This window comes from Variovorax sp. GW821-FHT06D12 (genome assembly GCF_059419205.1).
Window position 1 is genome coordinate 333,623 of record NZ_JBWKRI010000006.1, and the last position, 13,045, is coordinate 346,667.

The window sequence follows — 13,045 nt, forward strand, 5'->3', positions numbered from 1 at the left end:
GCGCGCGCCCCTTCGGCCTCAGAACGCCAGCGACGCCTGCAGGTACACCGTGCGCGGCTGGCCCACGTACTTGCCGCCGTTGTTGTCGACCGAACGGTTGTAGTAGCGGCGGTCGAACAGGTTCTTCACGCCCACAGCCAGCTTCAGGTGGCTCAGCGAGGGGCCGAAGTCGTAGGCCGCGCGCAGGTTCACCGCGCCGTAGCCCGGGATGTCGCCCAGCCGCCCGCTCGGGTCTTCCACGGTGATGTACTTCGCGCCGTCGTCCGGCGAGCCCGGCGAACGCTGCTTGGATTGCGCGTAGAGGTCGGCGTTGAGCGTCCACGGCCCGCGCTCGTAGCGCGCGCCGATCGTCGCGACATGGCGCGAGTAGAAGGGCAGGTCGCGCCCCGCGAACACGCCGGCCTTCGAGGTGGCCTGCGTGTACGTGTAGGTGCCCGACACAGACAGCCCCTTGAGCGCGTCGCTCAGGCTGCCCAGGTCGTAGCGCAGCGCCGACTCCAGCCCGCGGTGGCGCGTGGCGCCCAGGTCGGTCCACTGGCCGACGTCGCCGGTGATGGAGCGCGCCAGTTGCAGCTCCTTGTCGAAGTTGATGTTGAACAGCGTCAGCTCGCCGCTCCACGATTCGCCCTTGTACTTGGTGCCGATCTCGTAGGTCTTGGCCTTCTCGGGATGCAGGCTGGTGGTCGACTGCGCGAGCTGGGCGTACTGCTGCGGCCCGAACGACACGCCGGCATTGGCGAACAGCGTCCAGCGCTCGCTCATGCGGTAGAGCACCGACAGCGTGGGCAGCACCTCGTTGGAATCGATCTTCGGGTAGATCGCGTTGGTGATGCGGTTGTTGGCCACCGTGAACACGTCGTTGTGCGAGCGGAAGGACTCGTAGCGCACGCCGGGCGTGACCGTCCAGTTGCCGAAGTCGATGCGGTCGTCGATGTAGAACGCGTGCGCGGTCGTGCCGCCCTTGCTGGTCTGGTACGCCGGCTGCGCGAGCGCGTAGGCGTCGAAGCCCGGCGCCGGCCGGTAGTAGCTGCTGCGCGTGGCCACCTCGGAGGCCTCTTCCTTCAGGTAGCGCGCGCCGATGCTGATTTCCTGCACCACGCTGCCCGAGTCGATCAGGCGCGAGTAGCGGGGCTCGAAGGCGTAGGTCTTGTAGTTGCGCGGCGCGGTGGTCAGGCGGCGGCGGTTGGCGTTGGCGCCCGTGCCTTCCTGCTCGAGGTAGCTGCTGCGGTACGAGTCCGTGTAGTAGGTCAGCATCTCGAACTTGTTCACGCCGTCGTTGTGCGTGTACTTGAGCGAGCCGTCGGTGCGGCGGCCCGTGAACTCGTCGTAGGGGCGGTCCGACTGGAACGGGTTGGCCGCGAACTGCGCCGTCGTCAGGCCGCCGGGCATGCGCCCCTTGCCTTCGAAGTGGTGCAGCGAGATTGCGATGTCGTCGGTCTTCGAGATTCGGTAGGCGCCCTTGAGCATCAGGTCGTCGATGCGGGTCTTGTCGTTGCTCTGGCGAAAGCCGTCGCCGTGCGTGCCCGAGTACAGCAGCGCCAGGCCCAGGCCGTTCTCGTTGGTGCCGCCGATGAACAGGCTGGGCGTGCTCTTGGTGCCGCCGCCGTGGCTGGCGCTCTCGACGCCCACGCCGACTTCGCCCGCGAACTGCTTCGGGATCGAGCGCGTCACGAAGTTGATGATGCCGCCCACGTTCTGGGGGCCGTAGCGCACCGAGCCCGCGCCGCGCACCACGTCGACCGCCTCGAGGCTGCCCAGCGACACCGGTGCCAGCGACAGCTGTGGCTGGCCGTAGGGCGCGTAGGCCAGCGGCACGCCGTCCAGCAACACGGTCGAGCGCGGCGACAGCCGCGAGGTCAGGCCGCGCACGCCCACGTTGAGCGAGATGTCGCTGCCGCCGGTGCCGTTGCTCTCCTGCACCTGCACGCCGGGCACCTGGCGCAGCACGTCGCGCACGCTGGCCGAGCCGCTTTCCTGGATCTGCTGGCGCTCCACGATGCTGCGCGCGCCGGCGTGCTCGAGCACCTTGGTCTCGGTGGGCGTGCCGAGCCAGTCGCCGGTGACGGTGATGGCCTCGAGCGACTTCGACGGCTCGGCGTCGGCCGCGAAGCTGTGCAGGCTCAGGGGCAGCAGGGCCAGGGCGATGGCGGTCTTTTTGTGCGGGAACAAGGGGAGTCCTCCTCGATGTATTTGTGATGGATGAAGGGATGGGGTGTGTGTCGTTCAGGGCGCCGTGCCGCGGGACAGCGGCTGGCTGCGCGCGGCCGCAGCCACGGCACGCCGGCGCCACCAGAGCCACACGCCGCTCAGGCCGAGGCCGGCCAGCGCCAGGCCCAGCAGCGCGGTGACCGCCTGGTGCACCACGCCGCCGAGCACGCCGGTGTGCAGCGGGTAGATCACGGCCACCGCGCCGTTGCCGGTGTCCATGTCCTGCCAGCGGCGCACGCCGAGCAGCTCGCCCGTGACCGGGTGCACCCACACCGAGCCGATGCCGTTCGGGTGCGGGTCGTCGGCGAGCCGGAAGCGCACGCGCAGCGGCCGGTCCGCGCGGCCGGGCACCTGCACGTAGCCGATGGGCTGGCCGGGGAACACGGCCTGCGCGCGGGCGACGAGCGCGTCGAGCGGCAGGCGCGGGCCGGTGGCGGTGCCCTTGGGCACCCCGGGCGCCTTGGCAGGTGTTTGCCCGAGCGCGGTCGAGATGAAGCCGCCCAGCGGTCGCCAGGCCATGTAGGCGCCGGTGAAGACCGACACTGCGATCAGCAGCCCGAGCACGGCGCCGCCGGTGCGGTGCAGGTCGAACAGCCCGCGCAGCAGGCCGCGGTCCAGCACGATGCGCAGCGAGGGCGGCCAGCGCGCCGGCCACCACAGCACCACGCCGGTGACCAGCAGGAACAGGTACGCCAGCGCGGCGATGGCGAGGATGCCCTTGCCCGTGTCTTCCAGCAGCAGGCTGCTGTGCAGCTCGAACAGCAGGTTGTAGGCGCCTTCGTGCGTGCCGCGGCGGCCCTGTTCGGCGCCGGTGGCGGGGTCGAGGTAGAGCGTGCCGTCCCACGGGCCGCGCACCAGCACCCAGAGCGTGTCGCCGGGCTGGCGCGGCGGGCGCAGCGTGAAGTTGGTGTCGGGGCCGAACTCGGCGAGCAGGCGCTGGCGCAGGGGCTCCAGCGGCGCCGGAGCCGCACTGCTGTTGCTGTGCGCGACGAAGAGCTCAGGATGCGCTGCGCGGTCGAGCGGCAGCGCCACCACCAGCAGGGCGCCCAGGAGCGCCGTGAGGGCGAGCAGCGGCCCGAGCGTGAGGCCGATCCATCGGTGGAGCGTGAGCCAGAGGCGTCTCAGTGGGGCGCGCCGCATGAACAACGGGGACGTCGGGGCGTCCCGTCAGGGTTGTCGGCTGACGTGCCCTGCACAGGGCACGTTGGCTGGGAGGTATCGGTGGGCGAACGAGGCTCGCCGGCCGTGGGCGGCACGGGCCGGCGGATCGTCGCGGGGGAAGCCTAAATTCTACGGGCCAGCTCGGCCGCCTTGCCGGTGTAGCTGGCGGGCGTCATGGCCAGGAGGCGGGTCTTCTCTTCCTCGGGAATGGCCAGCGAGCGGATCAGCCCGTGCAGCGCCTCGGCCGTCACGGTCTTGCCGCGCGTGACTTCCTTGAGCTGCTCGTAGGCGCCCTGCACGCCGAAGCGGCGCATCACGGTCTGGATCGGCTCGGCCAGCACTTCCCACGAGGCCTCGAGGTCGTCGGCCAGCGCTTCCTGGTTGATCTCGAGCTTGCCCAGGCCGGTGGCCAGGCTCGCGTAAGCCAGCGTGGCGTAGCCGAAGGCCACGCCGATGTTGCGCAGCACCGTGCTGTCGGTCAGGTCGCGCTGCCAGCGGCTGATGGGCAGCTTTTCGCTCAGGTGGCGCAGCACCGCGTTGGCCAGGCCCAGGTTGCCTTCGGCGTTCTCGAAGTCGATCGGGTTGACCTTGTGCGGCATGGTCGAGGAGCCGATCTCGCCCTTCTTCAGGCGCTGCTTGAAGTAGCCCAGGCTCACGTAGCCCCAGATGTCGCGCGAGAAGTCGACCAGGATCGTGTTGACGCGCGCCACGGCGTCGAACAGCTCGGCCATGTAGTCGTGCGGCTCGATCTGGATGCTGTACGGCTGGAAGCTCAGGCCCAGGCCCAGCGGCGCGGGCGTCTCGACGACCTTGCGGCTGAAGGCTTCCCAGTCGAACTCGGGCCAGGCGGCCAGGTGGGCGTTGTAGTTGCCGACCGCGCCGTTCATCTTGCCCAGCAGCTGCACGGCGGCGATCTGCGCGCGGGCCTTGGTCAGGCGCACCGCCACGTTGGCGATTTCCTTGCCGACGGTGGTCGGGCTGGCGGTCTGGCCGTGCGTGCGCGAGAGCATCGACACGTCGGCGAACTGGTGTGCCATTTCGCGCAGCTTGGCGATCAGGCCGTCGATGGCCGGCAGCACCACGGTGTCGCGCGCGGCCTGGATCTGCAGGGCGTGGCTGGTGTTGTTGATGTCTTCGCTGGTGCAGGCGAAGTGCACGAACTCGGCGGCGGCCAGCAGCTCCGGCCGGGCCTCGAACTTCGACTTGATCCAGTATTCGACGGCCTTCACGTCGTGGTTGGTGGTCTTCTCGATGTCCTTGATGGCCAGGGCGTCGGCCTCGGAGAAGTGCGACACCAGCCCCATCAGGTACTTGCGGGCGCCGCCCGTGAGGGGCTTGAACTCGGCAAAGCCGCAGTCGGACAGCGCGATGAACCAGGCCACCTCCACCTGCACGCGACGGTGCATATAGCCCTGTTCGCTCATCAGCGGGCGCAAGGCCGCGAGTTTGGCCGCATAGCGGCCGTCAAGGGGGGAGAGGGCGGAGACGGTGGAAAAGCTCATGCCCGAATTTTAGGCGGCCGCCGGGTGGCCGCGCCGCGGGGGAATTCGGGCGCTGTCTTTTTCCCTTCACCTAAAATGCCTGCGAACAAACGTTAACAAGCGATGGGGAGAGAGCCTTCATGAAACTGATCGGATCCGCCGCCAGCCCGTATGTGCGCAAGGTGCGCGTGGTGCTGGCCGAAAAGCGGCTCGACTACCAGTTCGTGATCGAAGACGTCTGGTCCGCAGACACCACGATCGCCCATTCGAATCCGCTGGGCAAGGTGCCGTGCCTGATCATGGAAGGCGGCGAGGCGATGTTCGACTCGCGCGTCATCGTCGAATACATCGACACCCTGTCGCCCGTGGGCAAGCTCATTCCGCAGCAAAGCCGCGAGCGCGCCGAGGTCAAGACCTGGGAAGCGCTGGCCGACGGCGTCATGGACGCCGGCGTGCTCTGGCGCCTCGAAGCCACCTGGACCGGCCGCGCCGACGCCGAGCGCAGCGCCGCCTGGATCGAGCGCCAGCGCGCCAAGGTCCAGGCCGGCGTGGCCGCCATGGCCAAGGGCCTGGGCGACAAGCCCTTCTGCAGCGGCATCCACCTGAGCCTGTCCGACATCGCGGTCGGCTGCGCACTGGGCTGGCTGGGGCTGCGTTTTCCCGAGATCGACTGGCGCGGCGACCACGCCAACCTGGCCAAGTTGTACGACAAGCTCATGCTGCGGCCGAGCTTCATCGACACCCAGCCCTGAAACGACAAAGCGCCCCGCGGGGCGCTTTTTTCTTGGGGCCGTTCGGGCCACCGCATGCGGGAAGGCCGAGGGGGGCGCTGCGTCATCGCGGGCCCCGCTGTCGGCGGGAAGACAAAAATGCTGCGAGGCGCCCCGACACGAAGGAGGGAGGGAGGGAGGAGGAGAAGAATCGCCTCGGGATTTCAACCGGACGGCAGGCGCCCGGAAGACCTCGCAACATGAAAACCTGTGGGCCTTGGCCGCCCACGCTCAAGTATGAGCGCGGCTCCGCCGCACGGTTCCCGTTCGAGTGGTAAACGTTTGTGACTCAAAGTTCACATTGCAGGGCCGGTCAGTCGCCGCTGGGGCCGAGCTGTTTCTCGATCACCTGGATGAAGCCGTTCTCGTCGGGCGCCGTCATGCTCGACCACGCCTGCACCACCTTGCCGTCGCGCCCGATCAGGTACTTGTAGAAGTTCCACTTCGGCGTCGTGCCCGAGGCCTGTGCGAGCTGCTTGAACAGCGGGTTGGCGTCGGTGCCGCGCACCGACGACTTGGCGAACATCGGGAATTTCACGCCGAAGGTGCTTTCGCAGAAATCGGCGATTTCCTTGTTGGAGCCCGATTCCTGGGAGAAATCGTTCGACGGGAAGCCCAGCACCACCAGGCCGCGGGCGCGGTACTTCATGTCCAGCGCCTCCAGCCCCTTGTACTGCGGGGTGAAGCCGCAAAAACTGGCCGTGTTGACCACCAGGACCACTTTCCCGGAGTACTGGCACAGGTTTTGGGGCTTTTCATCCTGCAGCCGCGGGAAGCTGTGCTGCAGGATCGCCGGGCACCCGGCGGCGCCGCCCACCGCGGGTGCGGCAGGGGCGGCGGGGGCCGTCTGGGCACCCGCCGACAGGGCGGCGGACAGGCCCGCCACGAGGGAAAAGGCCGTGGCGCAACGTCGCAGCATCGACAATCGGGCGGGGGTTCGCATGACGGGCTCCTGGATCGAAAAGGGGGGTGTGCATCTATGGCGCGGGCGCGCGCGCAAGCACATCATCGCGCGTCTGTCACGGGCGCGCCAAACGGCCCGACTAAAATCGGCGGCCATTGAAAGACTTTGATGCTCTACCCGGAACTCTTCAGACAACTCGAATCCGTCCGCTGGGACATGGACAAGGACATCCCCTGGCAGTCGTTCGACGCTTCCTTGCTGACTGAAGAGCAGGCGCAGACCATCAAGATGAATGCCATCACCGAGTGGTCGGCGCTCCCGGCCACCGAGATGTTCCTGCGCGACAACCGGCACGATAGCGACTTTTCGGCGTTCATGTCGATCTGGTTCTTCGAAGAGCAGAAGCACTCGCTGGTGCTCATGGAGTACCTGAAGCGCTTCAGCCCGCAGCACGCGCCCACCGAGCAGGAACTGCACGAGGTGCGCTTCGACTTCGACCCGGCGCCCCCGCTCGAAACCCTCATGCTGCACTTCTGCGGCGAGATCCGCCTGAACCACTGGTACCGCCGCGCCGCCCAGTGGCACACCGAGCCGGTCATCAAGCACATCTACACCACGCTGAGCCAGGACGAAGCTCGTCACGGCGGCGCCTACCTGCGCTACATGAAGCGCGCCATGGAAAAGTTCGGCGACGAAGCCCGTGCCGCCTTCACCAAGGTCGGCGTGCTGATGGCCAGCGCGCGCCGCACCGCCCAGGCGCTGCACCCGACCAACCTGCACGTGAACAAGGCGCTGTTCCCGAACGACACCATCCAGAGCCGCATGCCCGACCCCGACTGGCTCGAGCACTGGCTGGACAAGCAGATCAAGTTCGACGCCGGCTGGGAAACCAAGGTCGGCGAGCGCATCCTGCACAACCTGAGCCTGTTGATGAACCGCAGCTTCAAGACCGTGCAGGAGCTGAACCGCTACCGCAAGGAAGTCTCGGCCACGCTGGGCCCCAAGCCCGAATACCAGGGCGCCTGAGCCGCTCCCAAGATCCAAAGAATCGCCCCGCATGCCGGGGCGATTTTTTTTGGGCGCCGGCTGTCACAGCCCGCCGGCCTCGAACGTCTAATCGGGCATGGACGACCCGACCCTCACCTTCGACAGCCACCGCCGCCGCCTCCAGGGCATCGCCTACCGCATGCTCGGCTCCGTGGCCGAGGCCGAAGAGGTGGTGCAGGACGCCTGGCTGCGCTGGCATGAAGCCGACAAGGCCAGTTTCGACAGCGCCGAAGCCTGGCTCGTGACCGTCGTCACGCGCCTGTCGATCGACCGGCTGCGCAGCGCCAAGGTCCAGCGCGAGCACTACATCGGCCCGTGGATGCCCGAGCCCACCCTCACCGGGTCGCCCGACACGCCCGAGGAAACGCTAGCGCGCGCCGACAACATCTCCGTCGCCTTCCTGGCCGTGCTCGAGCGCCTCGCGCCCGAGGCGCGCGCCGCCTTCCTCATGCGCGAGGTGTTCGACGCCGACTACGACGAGATCGCCCAGACCCTGGGCAAGAGCGAGGCCGCCTGCCGCCAGCTGGTGCACCGCGCCAAGGCCCAGGTGCAGGAGGCCCGCCCGCGCTTCCAGGTCTCGCGCGAGACCCACCAGCGCCTGCTGCGCGCCTTCGCCGACGCCGCCGCGCGCGGCAGCATGCAGGACCTGAAGGCGCTGATGGCCGAAGACGTCGAACTCATCGGCGACGGCGGCGGCAAGGTGCAGACCTTCAGCAAGATCCTGCGCGGCAGCCAGCGGCTGGCGCAGCTGTACTTCTCGCTCTGGCGCCGCATGGGCGCGGGCGTGCGCATGGAGCTGGTCGAGCTCAACGGCGAGCCCGGGATGCTGCGTTTTCTCGACGGCGAACTCGAATCGGCCCAGACCTTCGAGATCGAGGGCGAGCGCATCGTGCGCATCCGCGCCCAGCGCAACCCCGACAAGCTGGCGCGCATCGCGCAGCTGTTCGCGGCCAAACGGGGCGCTTGAAGAAAAAATTCGCGCGGCCTGTCACAGGGCCGGTGGCTGGCGCGTCTTCAGGGTGTAGCAAGCAAATTTCGCTGTTTTCCTTCAACCACCCTGGAGTACATCTCATGAGCCAAGCCCCCGCCCTCCGTCTCGCCTGGACCAAGTTCGCCCCCAAGTCCTTCCAGGCCATGATCGCCGTCAACGGCAGCTTCGAGTCGAGCACGCTCGGCAAGGTGCTGATCGACCTCGTCTTTGCCCGCGTCTCGCAGATCAACGGCTGCGCCTACTGCCTGGACATGCACGTGCGCGACCTGCGCGTGCAGGGCGAAGACTGGCAGCGCATCAACAGCCTGGCCACCTGGCGCGAGGTGAGCCTGTTCAACGAACGCGAGCGCGCCGCGCTGGACTGGGCCGAAACGCTCACGCGCCTGGCCGACCACCACGCCGATCGCGATGCCGAGTTCGAAGCCCTGAAGGCCGTGTTCAGCGACCAGGAAATCGTCGAGCTCTCGCTCGCCGTGGCGCAGATCAATGCCTGGAACCGCCTCGGTGTGGGCCTGCGTTCGCAGGTCGTGGCCAAGGCGATGCCCTGAACCTCAGCGCCGCTCGACCACCATCGGCGCGATGCGCAGGTTGTCGCGCAGCTGCGTGACGGCCTCGCCCGCCGCATTGCGCGACGGGAACGGCCCGGCCTGCAGGCGGTGCGTGCCGGCTTCGCTGAACACGCGCAGCTGCGGTGCCAGCGTGGGCAGGCCGCGCGCGGCCTGGCTTCTTAGCGTCTCGGCGCCGTCGCGTTCGCGGAAAGCGCCGAGCTGCACCCAGAAACCGGCGGCAGCGGAAGAGGGCGTCGATGGCGCCGATGACGTGGCAGGTGCGGCGAGCGGGGCCAGCGGCGCAAGGTCGGTCACCACCATTGCTTCACGCGGCCCGGCCGGTGCTTCGGGTTCCGACGGCGCCGCGGCCATCACCGGCGTTTGCGGTGCCACGGGCATCGTCGCGGCGGGGGCTGCAGCGGCCGTCATCGCGACCGGCGCCACCCAGGCCGACGGCACGGCCACCGGCGCCGCCGCCACCCGGACGGGCGCGGGGGCCGGCGCCGGCGCAGGCGCCGCGGCATAGGCCGTGCCCGCATCGCGGCGCCAGGCGCCGGTGCGGATGTCTTCGTTGGTGATGCGCTCGATCTCCACCGGCGCCACGCCGCGCAGCAGGTCGAGCTTCAGCGCCGCCGTGTAGCTCAGGTCGATCACGCGGCCGTCCACGAAGGGGCCGCGGTCGTTCACGCGCACGATCACCTCGCGCCCGTTGGCCGGGTTGCGCACCCGTACGTAGCTCGGCAGCGGCAGCGTCTTGTGCGCGGCCGTCATGGCGTACATGTCGTAGGGCTCGCCGCTGGCGGTGGAGGCCGCATGGAACTTGCGGCCGTACCACGAGGCGATGCCCGATTCGCGGAACGGCCGGTCGTCGGTGATCGGCACGTAGCCCCGGCCCAGCACCGTGTACGGTTTGCTGGTGCCGCCGCTGCTGCGGATCGTCTCGATGCGGGGTTCGGCGTCGGGCACGCGGTCGAGGTCGGACGGGATGTTGCTGCCGGGGCCGTCGCGGCCACTGGCGACGCCGCCGCCACTGCTGCGCGGTCCGCTGGCACAGCCGGCCAGCACGAGCGCGGCGGCCAGGGCGCAGGCCGTCAGCGCGCGGGAGGCGAGGGCGCGGTCAGCCAAAGACCGCCTTCCACAAGGCCAGCATGGCGTCGCGCTCGGCGCTCAGGGCGGGCGGCGTGACCTGCGTGGGCTCTTCGTTCAGGCGTGCGGTGTGCTGCACGCGGCGCAGCTCGCGGTAGGCGGTGGCGGCGTTGCGGCCCACGCCTTCGGGCAGCAGCCCGGCCTGTTCGGCGCGCAGCAGCAGCGCGATGTTGCCCAGGTTGGGAATCAGCTCGGGGTGCGCGCCCGAGGCCGACAGCACCAGGAACTGCACCGCGAACTCGGCATCGACCATGCCGCCGGGGCTGTGCTTCACGTCGAAGCGGTCGGCCTTCACGGGGCGGGCGCCGCGCAGCTTGTTGCGCATGCCGATGATCTCGGCCTTCAGCGCCTCGCGGTCGCGCGGCGCCACCAGCACGGCTTCGCGCACCTGGTCGAAGCGCGCGCCCAGCTCGGCGCCGTGGTCGGCGCTGCCCAGCACGAAGCGCGCGCGCGTCATGGCCTGGTGCTCCCAGGTCCATGCGGTGTTGCTGCCGCGACCGAGCTGGTACTTTTCGTAGGCCTCGAAGCTGGTGGTGAGCAGGCCCGAGTTGCCGTTGGGCCGCAGTGCGGTGTCGATCTCGAACAGGTCGCCCTCGCGCGTCTTCACCGTGAGCCAGTTGATGAGCTTGCGCACGTAGGCCGCATAGACCTCGCCGGCGCGTTCGTCGTCGTCGTCGTAGACGAACACGATGTCCAGGTCGCTGCCGTAGCCGAGTTCTTTGCCGCCCAGTTTTCCGTAGCCGATGATCGCGAACTGCGGCACCTCGCGGTGCCGGTTGCGCACGTGCGGCCAGCACCAGCGGGCGGTCACGCGCAGCGTGGTGTCGGCCAGCGCGCTCAGGTCGTCGGCCACCTGCTCGACGGTGATGCGGCCGTCCACGTCGCGCGCCAGCGTGCGGAACACCTCGGCGTGGTGGGCGTGGCGCAGCAGGTTCAGCAAACGCTCTTCGTCGGCTTCGCCGGTGCGGGTGAGCGAGGTGTGGCGCGCTTCGAGCTCGCGCTCGAATTCCTCGGCGATGAAGCGGCCCGAAAGCATCTCGTCGCTCGCGAGCTCGTCGATCACGCCCGGGTGCTGCATGAGGTAGCGCGCCGGCCATTTCGCGGCGCCCAGCAGGCGCAGCAGGCGTTCCTGCACGGCGGGGCGTTCGACCAGCAGCGCCAGGTAGCTCTCGCGGCGCATCAGCGGCTCGATCCAGTCGGCCCAGCGCATGGCGGCATCGACGTGGCGCGGCGTCTGTCCCGCGCCCTCGCCGTCGGGCTCCTTCAGCCACTGGCCGGTGCGTTGCACCAGTTGGCGCAGGCGGCCCCGGGTTTCCTCGCGCAGGGCAAGCACGCGCGGCGTCTCGCACCAGTCGCGGATGCGCTCGGCGAACACGGGCGGCAGGTCGTCGAGCAGGTCGGCCAGGTCGGCGGGCGCGGCGGCCTTCTTGCCGTTGCACTTGCCGTTGCAGGGCTTCTCGCCGCCCAGCAGCTTGTCGAATTCCTGGGCCACGAACTCGCGGTGCGTGTCGAGCTGTTCGAGGAAGGGGCAGCAGTCGGCATAACCCATCGACTGTGCGATCCAGCGCAGGTCGTCGTCGTTGACCGGCAGCACGTGGGTCTGCTGGTCGTCCAGGTACTGGATGCGGTGCTCCACGCGGCGCAGGAACTCGTAGGCCGCGGCCAGCGTGTCGGCCGTGTCCTGCGGCATGAGGTTGGCGCGCGCCAGCCGCTGCAGCGCGTCGAGCGTGGGGCGCGTGCGCAGCTCGGGAAACTGGCCGCCGCGCACCACCTGCAGCAGCTGCACGGTGAATTCGATTTCGCGGATGCCGCCGCGCGAGAGCTTCACGTCGTTGGCGCGCTCGGGGCGTCCGGCGCTGCGGCGCGCCGACTGTTCGCGGATCTGGCGGTGCAGGATGCGCAGCGAGTCGAACACGCTGTAGTCGAGATAACGGCGGAACACGAAGGGCAGCACCACGTTGCGTAGCGCCTGGGCCTGGCCGTCGAGCACCACGGCGCGCGGCGCGACCACGCGGCTCTTCATCCAGGCAAAGCGCTCCCATTCGCGGCCCTGCACCTGGAAATACTCTTCGAGCGCGTCGAGCGAGACCACGCTCGGCCCCGAGTTGCCGTTGGGCCGCAGCGCCAGGTCGACGCGGAACACGAAGCCGTGCTCGGTCACGTCGCCCACCAGCGCATAGATGCGCTTCACGGCCCGCGCGAAGTACTCCTGGTTGGACAGCTTGCCGCGCCCGTCGGCATCGCCGGCCGTGTCGCCGTCGACGTCGTACAGGTAGATGAGGTCGATGTCGCTGGACACGTTGAGCTCGCGCGCGCCGAGCTTGCCCATGCCGATCACCCACAGCTGCGAGCGCTGGCCTTCGGGGCCGAGCGGCGCGCCGTGCTGGGCGTCGAGTTCATGGCAGGCGTCCTGGCAGGCGATGTCCAGGGCCAGTTCGGCCAGCTCGGTCACGGCGGTGGTCACCACCGCGAGCGGGGCCTGCTGGTCGCAGTCGAGTGTGACCAGACGTTCCATCGTGAGCTGGCGCACGATGCGCAATGCATCGCCCACGGCCACGCCGCGTGCGCGCAGGGCGTCGTAGGCGACGGTCATCGATTCGCGCCGGGGCTCGCCGGGCGGCAGCAATTCGAGCTCGGCCGCATAGCGGCGGCGCAGCCGCTGGACGAATCGGGAACTGGAAGAAAACGCGGGAGGCGTCGGATTGGATGGCAACTGATTCACACTGGTGTGGGTTGGCGCGGAACCCGGCTCAAGGCTGGCGGTCATAATTCCCGACACAGCGCGATCC

10 protein-coding genes are annotated in these 13,045 nt (G+C 69.1%); 4 read left to right on the forward strand and 6 right to left on the reverse strand.

Annotated features, from left to right (window positions below; all coding sequences use genetic code 11):
• Positions 1–18: 18 nt before the first annotated feature.
• From AC07SQ_RS20540 to purB, 3 genes are all read right to left on the reverse strand, one after another.
• Complete coding sequence (locus AC07SQ_RS20540; RefSeq protein WP_495272684.1) at positions 19–2,169, reverse strand: TonB-dependent receptor family protein; 2,151 nt, start codon at positions 2,167–2,169, stop codon at positions 19–21.
• A 54-nt stretch (positions 2,170–2,223) separates the two neighbouring features.
• On the reverse strand, positions 2,224–3,348 hold the full coding sequence (locus AC07SQ_RS20545) for a PepSY-associated TM helix domain-containing protein (protein WP_495272685.1): 1,125 nt from the start codon (positions 3,346–3,348) through the stop codon (positions 2,224–2,226).
• Positions 3,349–3,491: 143 nt separating this feature from the next.
• Entirely contained in the window at positions 3,492–4,871 is a 1,380-nt protein-coding gene (gene purB, locus AC07SQ_RS20550) for an adenylosuccinate lyase (RefSeq protein WP_095950454.1), read from the reverse strand.
• 119 nt (positions 4,872–4,990) lie between these two features.
• Here purB and AC07SQ_RS20555 point away from each other — a divergent pair, with 119 nt between their 5' ends.
• A complete protein-coding gene (locus tag AC07SQ_RS20555) occupies positions 4,991–5,602 on the forward strand; it encodes a glutathione S-transferase N-terminal domain-containing protein (protein WP_062475264.1) in 612 nt (203 codons plus the stop codon).
• Positions 5,603–5,933: 331 nt separating this feature from the next.
• On the opposite strand, the gene AC07SQ_RS20560 is transcribed toward AC07SQ_RS20555, so the two are convergent.
• Positions 5,934–6,563, reverse strand: a complete 630-nt coding sequence (locus AC07SQ_RS20560; protein WP_070063272.1) for a glutathione peroxidase — start codon at positions 6,561–6,563, stop codon at positions 5,934–5,936.
• A gap of 129 nt (positions 6,564–6,692) precedes the next feature.
• Here AC07SQ_RS20560 and AC07SQ_RS20565 point away from each other — a divergent pair, with 129 nt between their 5' ends.
• The 3 genes from AC07SQ_RS20565 to AC07SQ_RS20575 all read left to right on the forward strand — a co-directional run bounded on the left by AC07SQ_RS20565 (position 6,693) and on the right by AC07SQ_RS20575 (position 9,110).
• Entirely contained in the window at positions 6,693–7,550 is an 858-nt protein-coding gene (locus AC07SQ_RS20565) for a ferritin family protein (RefSeq protein WP_062475258.1), read from the forward strand.
• Positions 7,551–7,647: 97 nt separating this feature from the next.
• Entirely contained in the window at positions 7,648–8,538 is an 891-nt protein-coding gene (locus AC07SQ_RS20570) for an RNA polymerase sigma-70 factor (protein WP_495272686.1), read from the forward strand.
• A gap of 104 nt (positions 8,539–8,642) precedes the next feature.
• On the forward strand, positions 8,643–9,110 hold the full coding sequence (locus AC07SQ_RS20575; protein ID WP_062475252.1) for a carboxymuconolactone decarboxylase family protein: 468 nt from the start codon (positions 8,643–8,645) through the stop codon (positions 9,108–9,110).
• A gap of 3 nt (positions 9,111–9,113) precedes the next feature.
• Here AC07SQ_RS20575 and AC07SQ_RS20580 read toward each other — a convergent pair whose 3' ends face one another.
• The gene (locus tag AC07SQ_RS20580) at positions 9,114–10,235 is read right to left on the reverse strand and encodes a septal ring lytic transglycosylase RlpA family protein (RefSeq protein ID WP_495272687.1); all 1,122 of its coding nucleotides are present in this window, start codon (positions 10,233–10,235) and stop codon (positions 9,114–9,116) included.
• On the reverse strand, positions 10,228–13,023 hold the full coding sequence (glnE, locus tag AC07SQ_RS20585) for a bifunctional [glutamate--ammonia ligase]-adenylyl-L-tyrosine phosphorylase/[glutamate--ammonia-ligase] adenylyltransferase (protein WP_495272688.1): 2,796 nt from the start codon (positions 13,021–13,023) through the stop codon (positions 10,228–10,230). The genes AC07SQ_RS20580 and glnE overlap by 8 nt, the downstream gene beginning before the upstream one ends.
• Positions 13,024–13,045 lie beyond the last annotated feature (22 nt).

Bases quoted from the DNA above. Each gene is read 5' to 3' on its own strand.
- AC07SQ_RS20545 (WP_495272685.1), bottom strand. From the start codon at position 3,348: ATGCGGCGCGCCCCACTGAGACGCCTCTGGCTCACGCTCCACCGATGG.
- purB (WP_095950454.1), bottom strand. From the start codon at position 4,871: ATGAGCTTTTCCACCGTCTCCGCCCTCTCCCCCCTTGACGGCCGCTAT.
- AC07SQ_RS20555 (WP_062475264.1), top strand. From the start codon at position 4,991: ATGAAACTGATCGGATCCGCCGCCAGCCCGTATGTGCGCAAGGTGCGC.
- AC07SQ_RS20560 (WP_070063272.1), bottom strand. From the start codon at position 6,563: ATGCGAACCCCCGCCCGATTGTCGATGCTGCGACGTTGCGCCACGGCC.
- AC07SQ_RS20565 (WP_062475258.1), top strand. From the start codon at position 6,693: ATGCTCTACCCGGAACTCTTCAGACAACTCGAATCCGTCCGCTGGGAC.
- AC07SQ_RS20570 (WP_495272686.1), top strand. From the start codon at position 7,648: ATGGACGACCCGACCCTCACCTTCGACAGCCACCGCCGCCGCCTCCAG.
- AC07SQ_RS20575 (WP_062475252.1), top strand. From the start codon at position 8,643: ATGAGCCAAGCCCCCGCCCTCCGTCTCGCCTGGACCAAGTTCGCCCCC.
- glnE (WP_495272688.1), bottom strand. From the start codon at position 13,023: ATGACCGCCAGCCTTGAGCCGGGTTCCGCGCCAACCCACACCAGTGTG.